Genomic DNA, 17,103 nt, shown 5'->3' on the forward strand with positions numbered 1-17,103 from the left:
ACTGGGGGACGCGCGGTGGGCTTGGTTGATTGGAACGGCGGTGACCCGCGTGGCACCATCGTGCGCCACGCGGGCCGGGCCGGATTACAGTTCCGTGCCGCCAACCGGCGCGGCGGGGGCGGTCCGCTCCCACACCCGGTCTTTCACGGTTTGCTCGTACACGTGGCGCATGATGTCCTGCTCCACCTGGTCGTAGGCCAGGCTGCGGCGGGCCATTACGCGCTCCGCTACTTCGGCCACTTTGGGCAGCCGGAAGGTTTCGAAGCCGGCGGCGCCGCCCCAGCTGAAGCTTGGGATGAAGGTGCGCGGGAAGCCGGCCCCGAAGATATTGGCGCCCACGCCCACCACCGTGCCGGTGTTGAACATGGTGTTGATGCCGCACTTGCTGTGGTCGCCCATCATCAGGCCGCAGAAAGTCTGGCCGGTGTTCACGAAGCGGCCCGCCGAGTGGCTCCAGATCTTGACGGGCGCATAGTTGTTTTTGAGGTTGCTGGTGTTGGTGTCGGCGCCCAGGTTGCACCACTCGCCAATCACCGAGTTACCGAGGTAGCCGTCGTGACCTTTGTTGCTGTAGCCAAGCAGGATGCTGTTGCCGACTTCGCCGCCCACCTTGCTGAACGGGCCCACGGTGTTGTCGCCGCGCATTTTGGCGCCGGCGTTGATGTGGCTGCCTTCGCAGAGCGCCAGCGGCCCGCTGATGATGGCGCCTTCGTGCACCTGCGAGTTTTTGCCGAGGTAAATCGGGCCGTTTTCGGCGTTGAGAATGGCGGCGCGAATCTTCACACCGGGCTCGATGAACACGTTTTCGGGCGCGTACACGATAGTATGCGCGTCGCCGACGGGCGCCGACTCACGGTCTTTGGTCAGCAGGTCGAAGTCGCGGCGGATTTCGGCGCCGTTGCGCAGAAACAGGTGCCACACTTCCCGGATGATGGTAATGGGCTCGACCACGTCGCGGGTTTTCTGGAAGCCTTCCTGAATCAGCTCGGCCACCTGGGTGGCATCGGCGAGGTGGGCCGCTACCAGCGTTTCGTCGCAGAACAGGGCCTCGCCGGCCGCCAGAGCCTGCACCTGCTGCGCCAGCACGTCGTCGGGGCAGATGGCGCCGTTGATGACCAGGGCCGGGCCCGCCGTGGCGCCGGCCGGGTACTTGGCCTGCAGATACGGCTCGGTGAGGTAGCCCACGGGCTGCCCGCCCAGCCGGTGCTGCCACTTTTCGGCCAGCGTCAGGATGCCGCAGCGCAGCGCCGCCACCGGGCGCGTAAACGTAAAGGGCAGCAGATGGGGCCGGATGGCCGGATCGTCGAAGAGCAGAACGTGCATGGAAACTTAGTGCTTAGTGCCTGATGCCTGGTGCTTGGCTTAAGCCAGCGCTCCAGGCGCAGCAAGTAATAAGCTGCAAAGGTGGGCAGAAAAGAAAAAACTCCTGCCAGGCGAGCCGGCAGGAGTTTTTAGAAAATCAGTTGTACGAAGCACCAGGCACTAAGCACCAGGCACTCAGAAAACTACTTCTTCTTGTAGCGGGTCATGAACTTCTCTACGCGGCCAGCCGTGTCGAGCAGAACGTTTTTGCCGGTGTAGAAGGGGTGCGACTCCGAGCTAACTTCCACTTTCACGACGGGATACGTCTTACCGTCTTCCATTGTGATGGTCTCGTTGGAGTTCATCGTCGAGCGGGTAACGAATTTGAAACCGCTGGAGCTGTCCTGGAATACCACTTCGCGGTACTCGGGGTGGATGTCTTTTTTCATGGTCGGAATACCGTTTGTGCCTAGTTGCCTGCCGATTTTGCGGAAGGGACTGCAAAAGTACACGTTACGCGCAACTTTCAAAAGCTTATCCGGCTCTTTTCTGCAATTCCGGTATCCGACAGCCTGAGCTACCGGAATTTGTTTATTTTTGAAGCCCTGCCTTACCTATCTACTATCAGCCTACTTATTACTCTCTCCCCCATGCTTCCCCACAAAGCTACGCGGCTGTTGCTGCTGCTCTTGCTCCTGTGCACTACGCTGGCAATGGGTGCTACCATTACGCTCTTTCAGGCCGTATTTGACAGCAATAATGTGCGCGTGACCTGGGAAGTGGCCAGTGAAAGCGGCGTGCAGAGCTACGAGCTGTACCGCAAAACCAACGCCGACTCCGGCTTCAACCGCCTCACCACCCTCGCCCCCACCGGCCAGGGCCGCTACCAGTACCTCGACACCGACGTGTACCGCGGCGCGCAGGGCGGCGGGCCGTTCATTTACCGCCTGAACGTGCGCACCACCACCGGCGACCAGCAGTACACCAGCACCCTCGGCCAGACGCCCAGCGCCGTCCAGCGCTCCTGGGGCAGCATCAAGTCGATGTTTAGGTGAATTGTTTAATCGTTGAAAATTGCTTGTAGCCGGCTGGTCCGGCTTTTTTTGTGCCGTTTCCTTTTCCTTTGCGCCGGATCGTGGCCAAGCGTTCGACCATCAAGCCATTCAACCATCAAACAATTAAGCCATCCAATCCATGCGCCTTTGCTTTGCTTCCAATAATGCTCATAAGCTCGACGAAATCCGGCCGCTGCTGCCCGCCGGCACCGAGCTGCTGAGCCTCGCCGACATCGGCTGCCACGAGGAGCTGCCCGAAACCCAGGACACGCTGGCCGGCAACGCCCGCCAGAAGGCCGAGTACGTGTGGGAGCACTACGGCGTGGCCTGCTTCGCCGACGATACGGGGCTGGAGGTAACGGCGCTGGGCGGCGCGCCCGGCGTGTACTCGGCGCGCTATGCCGGGCCCCAGCGCTCGGCCGAAGACAACGTGCAGAAGCTACTGACGGAGCTGCGCACCCACAATGACCGCTCGGCCCGGTTCCGGACGGTGGTGGCGCTGGTGCTGCCCGGCGGCGTGGTGCACGAGTTTGAAGGTGCCGTGGAAGGCCGCATCACCGAGCAGCTCAGCGGCACCGGCGGCTTCGGCTACGACCCGGTGTTCCAGCCCACCGAGGGCGACGGCCGCACGTTTGCCGAAATGACCACCACCGAGAAAAACCAGATCAGCCACCGGGCGCGGGCCGTGGCCGGGCTGGTGGCGTTTTTGGGCGCAATGGCATAGACGGGCGGCGGGGAACGGCAGGAAGATAAATAGTGGCCGTCCTTTCCCATTTTATCCTATATCCATTCCCCGCGCCCCTGTTTGCCCCGCTGCTCAACACTTCCTTACCACTTACCTCATCACCTCATCACCTAATTTCTTACTTTTGCAGGGTTGGCCCTGCCAGTACGGGCCGTTTTCCCACACCATGCAACATCCTTTCATCGTCGGTATCACGGGCGGCAGTGCCTCCGGCAAGACCACCTTCCTGCGCCGGCTGCTGGCTTCGTTTCCCGAAGAAGAAATTTGCCTGATTTCGCAGGACAACTACTACCACCCGCGCGAAAACCAGTCGGTGGATGCGCAGGGCGTGACCAACTTCGACCTGCCATCTAGCATCGACTCGGCCGCTTACGCCGCCGACGTGCTACGCATCAGCCAGGGCCTGGAGGTGCGCCGCCCGGAGTACACGTTCAACAATCCCGGCGTGGTGCCGCAGGAGCTGGTGTTCAAGCCGGCTCCTATTGTAGTAGTGGAAGGCATCTTCGTGTTCTACTTCGAGGAAGTAGCCAAGCTGCTCGACCTGAAGGTCTACATCGATGCGCGGGAGCATGTGAAGCTGCAGCGCCGTATTGTGCGCGACCGGGACGAGCGCGGCTACGACCTGGAGGACGTGCTCTACCGCTACACCAACCACGTGGCGCCCACCTACGAGAAATACATCAAGCCCTTCAAGCAGGACGCCGACATCGTGATTCCCAACAACCGGCACTTCGACCGGGGCCTGGATGTGCTGGTGTCGTTCCTGAAAAGCAAAGCCGCCATCAACGGATAACGCCCTTCCGGCCTGACATAGCCTGACATAGATAGAGCTCTGCCACGCGGCAGGGCTCTTTTTTTGGCGCCTCAGGATGCCGGCCTGCCTGAATAGCCCGCGGCCGTTGCCTCGCCCGGCCGGTTTGGCTATATTTGTAGCTCTTAGGTTTTTCATGCTCCCCTTTTTCTCTCACTTTTTGCCCCGCGTGCGTTTTGCGCTGCTCACAGCCACCGTGCTGTTTGTGCTGTCGCTGAACCACCAAGCCGTGGCCACCTTCCGGGTGCCGGCCGGCAAAACCACGCGCATCGGGCAGCCGCTGCGCGTGTCGGTGGTGAAGCAGAAAGTAACGCTGGAAGCCACCGGCCCTTTGGTGCTGCATACGGCGCCCGAGCTGGCCGCGTGGCTGCCCTGGCCCGCCCCGCAGAGCTGGCTGCCGGCCGTGCGCCGGGCGCTGGCCGTGCCGCGCCCCCTGGCGGGCATCCGGCCGGCGGCCGTGTTCCGTGCCCGCCTGCTGGTGGCGGCGCTTTCGCCGCAGGCTCCCTAGCGGCTGCGCTGATAGGTTGGTGAGCGGTGGTGCTGTGTTCCCGGAGCTGATGCGGGCCAGCCATACCGCAAGCGCATCCGTGCTTTGCCGGCAGTTGCCGGACATTTCCTCGCCACCTATAGCCACAGCAGACTCCGGGCACATCAGCACATCCAGAAGCAGCTCATCAATTCATTAAACATGCGTAATAAAGGACTCATCATTGCGCTGACCATCATTGTGTCGGCGCTGTGTATCTACTTTCTGACCTTCACGTTCATTTCGCGGCGGGTGCAGAACGACGCCGTGGTGTATGCCACCAAAGGCGGCCAGGTTGACCAGAAACTGCGCCAGCGCTACCTCGACTCGGTGTGGCGCGCGCCCGTAACCAGCCTGCTTGGCGTTGACTATACGTACCGCGACGTGCGCTCGTCGGAGCTGGGCCTCGGCCTTGACCTGAAAGGCGGCATGCACGTGACGCTGGAAGTGTCGCCGGTGGAGATTGTGCGCGCCATGAGCGGCAACTCCAAAGACCCCAAGTTCAACCAGGCCATGGAGCAGGCGCAGGAAGCCCAGAAGGCGAATCCTTCGACGCCGTTCACGACCCTCTTCGCGCAGGCGTACCAGACGGCCGCTCCCGGCCAAAACCTGGCCCGCATCTTCGCTAACACCACCAACAAGAGCCGCGGCATCGACATCAACTCGACCAACGAAAAGGTTATCGGCGCCATCAACAAGGAAGTGGAAGAAGCCATTGACCGCTCGTTCAACATCCTGCGGACCCGTATTGACAAATTCGGCACCAGCCAGCCCAGCATTCAGCGCGTGAAAGGCACGGGCCGCATTCAGGTGGAGCTGCCCGGCGTGGATAACCCCGACCGTGTGCGCAAACTGCTGCAAGGCCAAGCCAAGCTGGAGTTCTGGGAAGTATGGCGCCAGGATGAGTTCGGCCCTTACCTGCAGCAGCTCGACCAGGCTCTGATTGCCAAAGAGAAAACCGCTACCACCGCCAAGCCGGCCACCGTAGCCGCCGCTACCGATACCGCCACGGCCGCCGCCGGCGACTCTACCTCGCTGGCCAGCCAGCTGGCCAAGAAAAACGCCGCTACGGCCGCTAAAACCGATACCGCCGCCGCTGCTCAGCAGGGCTCAGTACTGGCCCGCCTGTTCACGATGCCGGTACCCGGCCAGCTGGGCGTAAACGTGCAGGACACGGCCCGCATGAACACCATCCTGCGTTCCGACGAAGCCCGCGCCATTCTGCCGCCTAACCTGACGTTCCTGTGGAGCGTGAAGCCGGAGACCATTGAAGGCAAGGAATACCTGAAACTGAACGCCATCCGCAAGCAGCCCGGCACTGAGGCTCCGCTGGGTGGTGAAGTGGTAGCTGATGCCCGCCAGGACTACGACCAGGGCGGCCGCCCCGAAGTGAGCATGGCCATGAACCCCTCGGGCGCCAAGAAATGGCAGAAACTGACCGGCGCCAACATCGGCCGCCAGGTAGGTATCGTGCTCGACGACTACGTGTACTCGGACCCAGTGGTGCAGTCGGAAATTGCCGGCGGCAACACCAGCATTTCGGGCAACTTCTCCATCGAGGAAGCCCAGGACCTTTCCAACGTACTGAAAGCCGGTAAGCTGCCCGCCCCGACGCGCATCGTGGAAGAAGCCGTAGTAGGTCCGTCGCTGGGCCAGGAGGCTATCAACCAGGGTCTGTACTCGTCGCTGGCCGGCCTGATCATCATCATGGCCTTCATGGCCCTGTACTATGGCCGAGCTGGTCTGGTGGCTGATGCCGCCCTGCTGTTCAACGGCTTCCTGATTCTGGGCGTACTGGCCCAGTTCTCCTTCGCCCTCACGCTGCCCGGTATTGCCGGTCTGATCCTGGTGTTTGCCTCGTCGGTGGATGCCAACGTACTGATCTTCGAACGGATCCGGGAAGAGCTGGACCACGGTCTGACTTTGCACGACGCCATCAACAAAGGCTACTCGCGCGCCTTCTCGGCCATTTTCGACTCCAACGTTACCACGCTCATCATCGCCCTGATCCTGTTCATCTTCGGTACGGGTCCGGTGCAGAACTTCGCCGTAACGCTGCTCATCGGTATTTTCACCTCGTTCCTGTCGGCCGTGTTCATCTCGCGCCTCATCATTGAGTGGCTGGTGAAAGGCAAGGAGAAGAGCAGCATGACCTTCTCGACCTTCCTGTCGCGCAAGCTGTTCAAGGGTGTCAACTTCGACATCGTGGGCAAGCGCAAGTGGGCCTATGCCTTCTCGACCATCGTTATTGTGGTGGGCTTCGTGCTGATGGCCATTCAGGGCGGCCCGAACCTGGGCGTTGACTTCCGCGGCGGCCGTGCCTACGTGGTAGACTTCAACAAAGACATGGACGCTTCTAAGGTGCACGACGCCCTGGTGGAGCGGGCTTTCCAGGGTGCCGGTACGGAGGTGAAAACCTTCGGCGCCCCGAACCGTCTGCGCGTCACGACCGGCTATCTAGCCGATGACGAATCGGTGGTAGCTGACAAGAAAGTGGAAGCTGCCATGGTGAAGGAACTCACCAAAGACTTCGCGGCCGATGCCCCAGTTATTAAATCAACCTCGAAAGTAGGCGCCACCATCGCCGACGACATCAAGCGTACTTCGGTGCTGAGCCTGGGCCTGACGCTGCTCGGCATCTTCATCTACGTACTGTTCCGCTTCGAGAAGTGGCAGTACTCGATGGCCGCCGTAGTGGCGCTCTTCCACGATGCGCTGCTGGTAATTGCCTGCTACCCGATTGCCCGTCTGTTCGGTCTCAACTACGAGATGGACCAGATTTTTGTGGCCGCCGTGCTCACCGTAATCGGTTTCTCGATGAACGACACCGTGGTTATCTACGACCGGATCCGCGAGTATCTGCGGGAAAACCCCAAGCTGACGTTTGCGCAGGTAGCCAACCCAGCCCTGAACTCCACGTTCTCACGTACCATGATTACGTTCACCACGGTATTCCTGGTGGTGGCCGTACTCTACATCTTCGGTGGTGAAACGCTGCGCTCGTTCTCGTTTGCCATGCTCGTGGGTATGATCTTCGGTACGTACTCGTCGCTGTTCATTGCCACGCCTATCATCCTCGACACCTACGGCCGCAAAGAGGCCCGCGAGCGGGGCACCGATATGTCGACGCACATCGGCGACGGCACCGACGCCCCGAAACTCTCGACGGCGCAGGTATAAACCACTAGGGGCGCGCTTCGCTCGCCTCCGTGCAACTTCCCATTTGCTTGAAAAGTCCGGCCCCCTGGCCGGACTTTTTTTGTGTAAATTCCTGAAGCTCAGGCAACCTTTATAAGAGGCCGGCCGAGTGGGCTGGTGTACTTCCTCTCTCTGCCGTGGCTCGTCCTGACCTGGATTCTGCGCTACTTATGCCCCTGCTGGCAGGCTGCCAGCGGCAGGAGCGCGGCTGCCAGCGCCAGCTCTACGTGCAGTACTACGGCTACGCCCTGAGCGTGTGCCTGCGCTACCTGCACGACCGGGACACCGCCCTGGAAGCCGTAAACGACGGATTCCTCAAGATTTTCCAGGAACTGCCGCGCTTTGATGCCGCCCGCTACCCCGACCTAGCCGGCTCTTGGCGCGGCTGGATGCGGCGCATTCTGGTGCGCACGGCCATCGACCGGTTTCGGGCCGGCATGCGCCACGCTTTCCAGACCGACCTGGAAACCGTAGCGCCCTTCTACCCCGACGACAGCCACTCCCCGCTCGATACCCTTTCCTTCGAGGAGCTGCTGGCCGTGGTAGGGCAGCTGACACCGGCTTACCGGGCCGTGTTCAATATGTTCGCCATCGATGGCTACACCCACGAAGAAATAGCCGAGCAGCTGGGCATTTCGGTGGGCGCGTCTAAATCCAATCTCTCGAAGGCGCGGGCCCACCTGCGTGCCTCGCTCAAAAGAAGCCACCACCATGCGTACGCCACTCATGTCGGATGAAGAGCTGGACGCGCTGGCCCGGCGTAGCGCCGCGGCGTACCCCGACGAGCTGCCGCTTGGTGCGTGGCAGCAGTTGGAAAACCAACTGGATGCCGCCGCCCAACAGCGGCAGGTGCAGCAGCAGGTCCGGCATCGGGTGGCCGAGCTTTTTCTGCTGGAAATGCTGCTGCTGGGCTTTCTGATGATCGGCTGGCAAAGCCAGCAGCTGCTGCAAAAACAGCGGCCGGCGCGGCCGGAACCTCTGGCCGCAACCCCAGCTTCCGCACCGGATAAGCAGCAGGCGGCGTCTGTAGCCCGGCGCTCCGGCCGTTTGGAGCCAGTTGCCGCGGCAGTTTCCCGGCCGCCGGCAGCTTCGGCGGGAATGCCCGGTAGCAGCGGCACTGAGGCCCTGGCACTGCCCCAAGCAGATGCTTTCTATCAGCCGACGCAGCCTGCCACACGCCGGCAGTTGCCGTTGCAATATCTGGCAGCCGGCCGGCCGTATCACGTGACTTGGCAGGCCAACAAGCCGCAGGAGCAACTTGGTAGCCCGGTCGGGCAGCAGCAGCCTGCGGTGGTGGCAGAGCCTGCGGTTGCTGGGCTTTCTGATTCACCAACCGCGGCACAAGCCACCCCACTAATAGCCCCGCAGGACTCCGGCCGGATGCAGCCGGCGGCCGTGCCACCTGCTTCTGCAGTTGCAGCCGATTCCATGCAGCCTCGTTCCGCCACCGCAAAGCCGATGTACCGGCTGCTGCTGGGGGTGACGGTGGCTCCGGAGCTGGCTGCCGTCAGGCCCCGGCAGCTGGCCGGGCCGGGCCTGACGGCCGGGCTGGTGGCCGAGTACCGGCTGACGCCGCACTGGCGGGTGCGTAGCGGCCTGCTGTATAGTGTAAAGCGCTACGAAGCCCGCGGCTCCGACTACCGGCCGCCCGCCTCCTACTGGACCTGGCGCACCCCCGTTGACCGTATCGAAGCCGACTGCCGGCTGGTGGAAATTCCGCTGGATGTGCGCTACGAAGTGCGGCCCCAGCCCACATACTCGCTGTTTGCCAGCGCCGGCCTTTCGTCATTTCTCATGCGCAACGAGCAATACACTTACGACTACAGCCTCAACGGGCAGTATCTGGAGCGCACCTGGAGCCTGGCGCGCGGCAGCAACCACATGCTGAGCGTGCTCAATCTGTCGGTAGGCTGTGAGCGGACGCTGGGAGGGCGCTGGGCGGCGCAGGCCGAGCCGTTTGTGAAGCTGCCGCTGGGAGGCGTGGGCTTCGGGCGCATTCAGCTGCGGAGCGCCGGCCTGGCAGTGGGCCTCAAGTATGGGCTGCTGGCTGCCCGGCCCTGAAGCGGAGCGCAACTGACCATCATCAAATAACACGAATAGCGGCCTACTAAGGGCTTGCTGATACGCCTTTGCCGCAACCGCCCTGGCAGTTGGCTTGGCCAGCGGCCCCTCTCTTCCGGTCTTTCTTTTCCTCCCGACAACGATGAAAACCAAGCACCCCGTGCGCGCCGCTCTGCCGGGGCGTTGGCTGATGCTGGGGCTTCTGGTGCTGGCGGCCTGTGCCTCCGAAAACACCGAAGACCTGCTCGGCAACGTCCCGCCCACCCCCGCCTGCGACCCGGCGGCCAATACCTACGCGGCCGTGGTGGCCCCGCTGTTGCAGCAGCGGTGTGTGGTCTGCCACAACAACGTCGCGCGGGAAGGCAATGTCAGCCTGGAAACCCATGCCCAGGTGCAGGCCGTGGCCCGCAATGGGCTGCTGGTGGGGGTGGTGAGCCAAGCGCCCGGCTACCAGGCTATGCCGCAGGGTGGCCCCAAGCTCAGCAACTGTGAAATCGACCATATCCGGCGTTGGGTGGATGCCGGAGCCCTCAACAACTAACCTGCCTCCTGCTCATGCCAAGCTGCCTGCCAAGTATTGCCGGTCGTTGGGGGCCGGTGCTCCTGCTGTTTCTGGGGCTGTTGCCGCACCTAGCTGCCGGTCAGGCCCGCTTCCAGACGCGGACTGGCCTGCTGTCGTTCTTTTCGGCCAGCCCGCTCGAAGATATTGAGGCCCGCTCGCAGCAAACCGCAGCCGTGCTCGACCTGAACACCCGGCAGGTGGCCTTTTCACTTCCGGTGAAGTCGTTTCAGTTTCGGCGCACCCTGATGCAGGAGCACTTCAACGAAAACTACCTGGAGTCGGACCGCTACCCGCGGGCTACGTTTGCGGGCCGGCTGCTGGCGCTGGACGAGGAAGCCCTCCGCGCCGGCGGCGCCCGGCCCGTGACGGCTGAGGGCGACCTGACCATCCATGGAGTAACGCGGCATGTGCAGGTGCCCGGCACGCTGGAGCTGCAAAACGGCCGCCTACGGGTGCTGGCCACCTTCAACGTAGCCCCGGCCGACTACCAAATTGACATTCCGGCGCTGGTGCGCGACCATATTGCCAAAGTGGTGCAGGTTCGCTTGGACCTGAGCTGCGAGGCCGTAGCGGCCACGGCCGGAGCGCCGGCTCCTTCGGCCCGTCCCTGATTTGCTTCTCTGTCTGCCGTTGCGCTTATGGCACTCCTCTCCCGTTTCTGCTTTTGCCTGGGCTGGCTGCTGCTGGCCGGCTGGCTGCCCGCCACCCGCGTGCAGGCCCAGAATACGCCGCCCCCACCCGACCTACTCGGCGACCTGGAGCGCCAAACCACCGACACGCTGCGGCGCGAGCTGGTGGCGGCTACGTTCAAGGGCACACGCATCATCAACGGGCACTCGGTGGAAACGCCGGGCGGCGGCACGCTGGTGTTCCTGATTTCGCACCGGTTCGGCACGCTCAACAGCGGGGCCTACAACTTCTTCGGCCTCGACCAAGCCACCATCCGGCTGGGGCTGGAATACGGCGCCACCGACCGCCTGACGGTGGGCATCGGCCGCAGCTCGCTGGACAAAACCTACGATGGTTTCCTGAAATACCAGGCGCTACGCCAGACCACCGGCCTGCACGCCATACCGGTCAGTGTCACGCTGTTTGGCAGCTCGGCCCTCACCTCCTTGCGCTACTTCGATGGCCTCGACCACACCCTGCCGCGCCGGCTCACCTACACGGTGCAGGCGCTGGTGGCACGCCGGTTCAGCCCCGGCTTGTCGGTGCAATTGAGCCCCACCGTGGTGCACCGCAACCTGGTAGACACGCGCCGGCAGCACAACGACGTGTACGCGCTGGGCGTGGCGGGCCGCCAGAAGCTCAACAAGCGCACCGCCCTCATGCTGGAATACTACTACCGCCTGCCTACAACCGCCGACCCCAGCACCCGCAACGCGCTGGCCGCGGGCTTCGATATCGAAACCGGCGGGCACGTGTTTCAGCTGCACGTCACGAACTCGCAGGGTATGATTGAGCGGCATTTCCTGACCCAGACCACCGGCAACTTCTTCGACGGCGACATTTACTTCGGCTTCAACGTGGCCCGCAATTTCACGCTCAAACCCCGTCTGTAGCGGGGTATGGCTCCCCAGTCCTGCTCAGAGAGGAAGCCAGGACTGCCCGACGGCTCCGTTGCGCCGCTCGTGGGGCCCGGTCAGGGGGCAGACGTCCTGACCGGGCTGGAGGCAGCCATTTATCAACGCAAAAGCCCCGAACCAACTGGCTCGGGGCTTTTGATTTCTTCAGGTTGAAGCAGCTTAGTGCTGGGCCGTAATGCCTTCGGCTACTACCTCTTTCACCTCGGGCACCATCCGCTTGAGCAGGTTCTCGATGCCCGACTTCAGTGTAACGGTAGCCGAAGGGCAGCCCGAGCACGAACCCTGCAGGTTCACGGTCACGATGCCTTCGTGGTAACTTTTGAAGGTGATGTTGCCACCATCCTGCTCCACGGCGGGGCGCACGTAGTTATCGAGCAGGTCGATGATTTTCTGGCTGGTCTGCTGGTCGGCTTCCGACGAGTTGGCCGAGCCGCTGGCGGCGGCCTGCTGGGCGGCTTTCTGCTCGGCAGCGGGGTCGACGGTGAAAATCGGGCCACTGGCTTCCACATACGACTTCAGGAAGGTGCGCAACTCAGGAATGAGCTGGGCCCACTGGTGGTCGGTCGTTTTGGTGACCGTAACGAAGTTCTGGGCAATGAACACGCGGCCCACATAATCGAAGTTGAAAAGCTCTTGGGCCAGCGGCGAATTGGCCGCGGCTTCGAGGTTAGGATAGTCCACGCTTACGCCATCAGCCAAGAGCTGGGCGTTGAGCACGAACTTCATGGATTCGGGGTTGGGCGAGGCTTCGGCGTAGATAGAAACCGGGCCGGCGGGGGCAGTGAGTTGTTCAGCCATGTTTGAAAGACTTGGAGACAAGCGGGAGAAAGTCGGCCGAATCTGTTCGGCCTGACACGTAAAACCGCGCGGGGCGGCAATAGTTGCAAAGGTAGCTAGGAAATGGAGGATGTGGGCTGTGGGCCTCCGTCAGCGTTAGGCGCCGGGAGCAGCCGGCGCGCTGCGCAGCAGCAGGAAGCCCACGGTGCCCGACACAAAGGAGGCGCACAGAATGGCCACCTTGGCCACCGGCTCGCCGGCCGAATGCTCGCCCAGCGCCAGCAGCGTTATAAACAATGACATCGTGAAGCCAATGCCGCCCAGCACGCCCGCGCCCCACAGGTGCCGCCACGTCACGCCGGCCGGCAGCTCGGCCCAGCCCAGCCGGATACTCAGCCACGACAGCGCCCCAATGCCCAGCGGCTTGCCCACCACCAGCCCCAGCAGAATGCCCAGTCCCAGCGGCGAAAGCAGCTGCCCGAACACGCTGCCATCAATGATGAGGCTGGTGTTGGCGAAGGCAAATAGCGGGATGATGCCAAAGGCCACCACAGAGTGCAGGCGCTGCTCCAGCTTCTGGGCCGGCGAGCTAATGGCATCCGACAGGTACTCCAGCTCCTCGCTGATGATGCGCGGATTGGCTTCGGCCCCGTGCACCTCGTGCTGCAGTATGCCCAGCCGGTCGTTCAGCATCAGCAGGATTTCGGGGCGGGCCCGCCCGATGCGCGCCGGAATAGCCAGCGCCAGCAGCACGCCCGCCAGCGTGGCATGAATGCCCGACTGGTGCATGAAAAACCAGAGCAGCACGCCCAGCGGCAGGTAGATGGCCAGGCTGCGCGCGCCCAGAAAATTCAGGTTTAACAGCAGCGCCCACACGCCCAGCGCCAGCAGCAGGTAGGTCAGGTCGAGGTTGGTGGTGTAGAAGCCGGCAATAACCAGCACCGCACCCAAATCATCGACGATGGCCAGGGCCGTGAGGAACACCTTGAGGCCCAGCGGCACGCGCGGCCCCAGCAGCTGCAGCACCGCCAGCGCAAAGGCAATATCGGTAGCCATCGGGATGCCCCAGCCGTTTTGGGTGGGTAGGCCGCGGTTTACCAGAAAGTAGAGCAGCGCCGGCAGCAGCATGCCGCCCAGCGCCCCCGCAATCGGCAGGGCCGCCTGCCGCCATTCCGACAGCTCGCCCTCCATCACCTCTCGCTTGATTTCCAAGCCAACAATCAGGAAGAACACGCTCATCAGCCCGTCGTTGATCCAGTGCGCCAAACTCATGTCGAGCACCACGCCGTTGAGCGAGAGTTTCAGGTGCTTTTCCCAGATCTGCGGAAAGTAGGCGGCCGGCCCCCAGCTGGTATTGGCCAGCAGCAACGCCAGCGCGGCACTGGCCATCAGCATAATGCCGCCGGCGGCTTCGCGCCGAAAAAACTCCGTAAAAGGCCGCACTAGCGGACGCACAAGTTGAGGAACAGCCATAGGCAATGAGCAACGCAAAAGCTGCCGGCGCGGCCAAAAATGACCGCGCCGGCAATGCAGGAAAATACCGAGCCCGGTTGCGGCTTCAGCGTGGATTGCAACCGGGCCCTTGAATATCGTTGAGTATAACAGCCGTTGCCTACACCCGGTTGGCGCGGGCGCGCAGCAGCATGTCGGCCAGCACGAGGCTGGACATGGCATCCACGATGGGCACGGCACGGGGCAGCACGCAGGGATCGTGGCGGCCGCGGCCGGCCAGGCTGATGGCCTCGCCCTGGTCGTTGATGGTGGCCTGGGGCTGCAGAATGGTGGCTACGGGCTTGAAAGCTACTCTAAAGTAAATGTCCTGCCCGTTGCTGATGCCGCCCTGAATCCCACCCGAATGGTTGGTGCGGGTCCGAACTTGGCCGGTTTCGTCGGTGTAGAATGGGTCGTTGTGCTCGGAGCCGAACAGCAGTGTGCCGGCAAAGCCGGAGCCGTACTCGAAGCCCTTTACGGCGTTGATGCCCAGCATGGCCCGGCCCAGCTCGGAATGCAGCTTGTCGAACACCGGCTCGCCGAGGCCGGCCGGCACGCCCGTCAGCACGCCCGTCACGAGGCCGCCTACCGTGTCGTGCCGGTCGCGGGTCTGGCGGATCAGCTCGGCCATGCGCTCGGCGGTTTCGGGGTGTGGGCAGCGCACCGGGTTGGAGTCGATGAGGCTCAGGTCCAGCTGCTCGTAGCCCACCGGCACGGCCACCGCCCCCACCTGCGACACGTAGCTTTGCACCCGAATGCCGTGCTGATTCAGAAACTGCTGCGCCACGGCCCCGGCGGCCACGCGGGCGGCCGTTTCGCGGGCCGAGCTGCGGCCGCCACCGCGGTAGTCGCGCCGCCCGTACTTCTGGTCGTAGGTGTAGTCGGCGTGCGAAGGGCGGTAGGCGTGCTCGATGTGCGAGTAGTCGTGGCTGGCCTGGTCCTGGTTGCGGATGTAGAGGCTGATGGGCGTGCCCGTGGTCTGCCCCTGAAAAATGCCCGACTGCACTTCCACCCGGTCGGCTTCCTGGCGCGGAGTGGTCAGGTCGCTCTGGCCGGGGCGGCGCCGGTCCAGCGCCGCCTGAATGTCTTCGGTAGCCACCGCCAGCCCGGCCGGACAGCCGTCAATCACCACCCCAATGCCCGGCCCGTGCGATTCTCCAAACGTGGTAATGCGAAACAGTGAGCCGAAAGAATTCATATGGTTTGGGGTGATGAGGTGATGAGGTGATGGGGTGACAGGTGACAAAGGTAGCTGTCATGCTGAGCCCGCACAGAACAGCAGCACGCATGAACAGAAAGGTTGACAGGATTTTCGGGGTGGCAAGACATTCCACAGGTTCAGAGTAACCGTTACCCTCATAATCCCATCACCTCATCACCCCATAACCTCATTACTTCATCCCCTTTCACCCCATCCCCTTTCACCCCATCACCTCTTAGCCTGCCACCAGCCCCAGCCAGCTATGGCCAGCAGCCCGGCCAGGATGTAGGTGGCGTAGCGGCGCACGTCGCGGTAGGCGTCCAGCGGCTGCAGGCGGTTGCTGGCCTCGAAGAGCACAGCCTGGTAATACGGGTCGTCGGTGCGGGCGCGGAAGGGCAGCTCGGTCCGGACTGCACCGCGCACAGTGGGGCGCAGCTCCGGCCGCAGCGTATCATAGCGGCCGGTTTCGGGGTCGAAATACACCAGCTGCAGCAGGCTGTCCAATGGCAGCACACCCGGCTGGCGCGCCACCAGCCGGTAGCGGAACACCTTGCGCCCTCCTACCCGACCAGCCTGCCGGGTCAGCTCCTGCTGCACGTCGGGGCCATACACTTCCAGGCCGGTCCGGGGCTGCACCACCGGCGCGTTCAGAGCCGCCAGGTTGCCTTCGCCTTCCGCGCCGAACGTGTAGGTGAAGGCCTGCCCGGTCCGGAACGCAGTCCGGTCGATGGCCTCGCGCAGTTGGTAGCTGCCCACCGCCACTTGGTCGCGCAGCGGGTGGGGCGGCAGCGGCTTCACGGCAATGGTGCGGGCGGCGGCACGGTAGGTTTTGTAGCCTTCCATCCGGTTGTCGAGGCCCTCAGCCGGCTTTTTGGCCAGGCGGTACTTCACCATCTGCAGCGCCACTTCCCCAAAAACCAGCGGCTCGCTGTTCAGCGGATAGTACTCGGCTTCGTAGAGCCGGTAGCGCAGAAACGGTTTGCCGCCCATCGTCACCGGCTCCGGCACAATCTCCTGCTCGTTGAACGACTCCTCCCAAGCCGTGCGCTGCCGCAGCTGGCGCAGAATGCCCGGCAGCTGCCCCGGGAAGTTGTAGAAATCCAGCAGGCCCTGATCGGATGGGGTGAGGTAGAAGTAAAGCCCTACGTGCACGCCTTCGCCTACGTACACGCTGGTTTTATCGGGCACAAGGGCCAGAAAGGCGTTGTCTTTGGGCTCCACGTACTCCTGCGGCTTGGGCTTGCCAAACAGCAGATCCATCAGGCCAATGCCCTGCGGAGCGCTGCCGGCGGGTGGCGGGGCTGTGGCGGTCGGGGCCTGGCCTACTGTGAGCTTTGCCCCCGCCGAGCGCGCCACCTGCCCATTCACGGTCATCGAAAACGGCTTAATGGTGTACTCGCCCTCGGCGTAGGCGGCGTAGCGCTGCGTGATAGTCAGCTCGGTGGTGGTGCGGCCCTCTACGATGCGCGTGGTGGTGGTGCTGGACTTGCCGCTTTTCTTGAATCCCTCCAAGTCGGGGAAGGCCGAATACCGCTCCAGCGGCGCCCCGCTCAGCCGGAAGCTGATGGTGAAATACTCCGTCACCGGAAAAGTGGCACGGCCCAGCTCCAGCTCCACCCGGACTGCTGACGTGGTAGCGGGCGGACGTACAGGCTGTTGGGCCCAAACCTGCGGACCGGCAATAGTACACAACACCAAGAGCATCCAGCCCAAAAACCGCATCATAGAATCAGCATGAGTTTCAAAATTACGCCAAAAAGCCTGCATCGTGCTAATGAGCTGATCCTC

The 17,103-nt window shown here is 63.0% G+C and carries 16 protein-coding genes; 10 read left to right on the forward strand and 6 right to left on the reverse strand.

Annotation, left to right across the window (positions count from 1 at the left end; genetic code table 11):
* Positions 1–84 precede the first annotated feature (84 nt).
* Positions 85–1,323, reverse strand: coding sequence for a GlmU family protein (locus O9Z63_RS13365; RefSeq protein WP_270125761.1), 1,239 nt, complete (start codon positions 1,321–1,323; stop codon positions 85–87).
* Positions 1,324–1,505: 182 nt separating this feature from the next.
* On the reverse strand, positions 1,506–1,751 hold the full coding sequence (locus O9Z63_RS13370; RefSeq protein WP_044016244.1) for a type B 50S ribosomal protein L31: 246 nt from the start codon (positions 1,749–1,751) through the stop codon (positions 1,506–1,508).
* A gap of 201 nt (positions 1,752–1,952) precedes the next feature.
* Between O9Z63_RS13370 and O9Z63_RS13375 the strand changes: the two genes are divergently transcribed.
* The 10 genes from O9Z63_RS13375 (at position 1,953) to O9Z63_RS13420 (ending at position 11,822) form a co-directional block, all read left to right on the forward strand.
* Positions 1,953–2,357, forward strand: coding sequence for a hypothetical protein (locus O9Z63_RS13375; RefSeq protein ID WP_270125762.1), 405 nt, complete (start codon positions 1,953–1,955; stop codon positions 2,355–2,357).
* Positions 2,358–2,496: 139 nt separating this feature from the next.
* On the forward strand, positions 2,497–3,081 hold the full coding sequence (gene rdgB / locus O9Z63_RS13380) for an RdgB/HAM1 family non-canonical purine NTP pyrophosphatase (RefSeq protein ID WP_270125763.1): 585 nt from the start codon (positions 2,497–2,499) through the stop codon (positions 3,079–3,081).
* A 187-nt stretch (positions 3,082–3,268) separates the two neighbouring features.
* Positions 3,269–3,895 carry a uridine kinase family protein gene (locus O9Z63_RS13385; RefSeq protein ID WP_044016239.1) on the forward strand — a complete coding sequence of 209 codons (627 nt, stop codon included), beginning with the start codon at positions 3,269–3,271 and terminating at the stop codon, positions 3,893–3,895.
* 154 nt (positions 3,896–4,049) lie between these two features.
* Complete coding sequence (locus tag O9Z63_RS13390; RefSeq protein WP_270125764.1) at positions 4,050–4,421, forward strand: hypothetical protein; 372 nt, start codon at positions 4,050–4,052, stop codon at positions 4,419–4,421.
* A gap of 180 nt (positions 4,422–4,601) precedes the next feature.
* Positions 4,602–7,619 (forward strand): protein translocase subunit SecDF, encoded by a 3,018-nt coding sequence (gene secDF / locus O9Z63_RS13395; protein ID WP_270125765.1) that lies wholly within the window; start codon positions 4,602–4,604, stop codon positions 7,617–7,619.
* Positions 7,620–7,807: 188 nt separating this feature from the next.
* Positions 7,808–8,374, forward strand: coding sequence for an RNA polymerase sigma factor (locus O9Z63_RS13400; protein ID WP_270125766.1), 567 nt, complete (start codon positions 7,808–7,810; stop codon positions 8,372–8,374).
* Positions 8,349–9,698, forward strand: coding sequence for an outer membrane beta-barrel protein (locus O9Z63_RS13405; protein ID WP_270125771.1), 1,350 nt, complete (start codon positions 8,349–8,351; stop codon positions 9,696–9,698). Before O9Z63_RS13400 ends, O9Z63_RS13405 begins: the two co-directional genes overlap by 26 nt.
* Before the next feature lie 142 nt (positions 9,699–9,840).
* A complete protein-coding gene (locus O9Z63_RS13410; protein WP_270125772.1) occupies positions 9,841–10,239 on the forward strand; it encodes a hypothetical protein in 399 nt (132 codons plus the stop codon).
* Between the two features lie 14 nt (positions 10,240–10,253).
* Complete coding sequence (locus O9Z63_RS13415) at positions 10,254–10,871, forward strand: YceI family protein (protein WP_270125773.1); 618 nt, start codon at positions 10,254–10,256, stop codon at positions 10,869–10,871.
* A gap of 27 nt (positions 10,872–10,898) precedes the next feature.
* Positions 10,899–11,822, forward strand: coding sequence for a DUF5777 family beta-barrel protein (locus O9Z63_RS13420; RefSeq protein WP_270125774.1), 924 nt, complete (start codon positions 10,899–10,901; stop codon positions 11,820–11,822).
* Between the two features lie 183 nt (positions 11,823–12,005).
* On the opposite strand, the gene O9Z63_RS13425 is transcribed toward O9Z63_RS13420, so the two are convergent.
* From O9Z63_RS13425 to O9Z63_RS13440, 4 genes are all read right to left on the reverse strand, one after another.
* Complete coding sequence (locus O9Z63_RS13425; RefSeq protein ID WP_044016228.1) at positions 12,006–12,644, reverse strand: NifU family protein; 639 nt, start codon at positions 12,642–12,644, stop codon at positions 12,006–12,008.
* A 135-nt stretch (positions 12,645–12,779) separates the two neighbouring features.
* Entirely contained in the window at positions 12,780–14,096 is a 1,317-nt protein-coding gene (nhaA, locus tag O9Z63_RS13430; RefSeq protein ID WP_270125775.1) for a Na+/H+ antiporter NhaA, read from the reverse strand.
* Between the two features lie 139 nt (positions 14,097–14,235).
* A complete protein-coding gene (aroC, locus tag O9Z63_RS13435; RefSeq protein WP_270125777.1) occupies positions 14,236–15,312 on the reverse strand; it encodes a chorismate synthase in 1,077 nt (358 codons plus the stop codon).
* Positions 15,313–15,543: 231 nt separating this feature from the next.
* Positions 15,544–17,040 carry a BatD family protein gene (locus O9Z63_RS13440; protein ID WP_270125779.1) on the reverse strand — a complete coding sequence of 499 codons (1,497 nt, stop codon included), beginning with the start codon at positions 17,038–17,040 and terminating at the stop codon, positions 15,544–15,546.
* Between the last annotated feature and the right edge of the window lie 63 nt (positions 17,041–17,103).

The organism is Hymenobacter yonginensis (assembly GCF_027625995.1).
GTDB classification, from domain to species: Bacteria; Bacteroidota; Bacteroidia; order Cytophagales; family Hymenobacteraceae; genus Hymenobacter; species Hymenobacter yonginensis.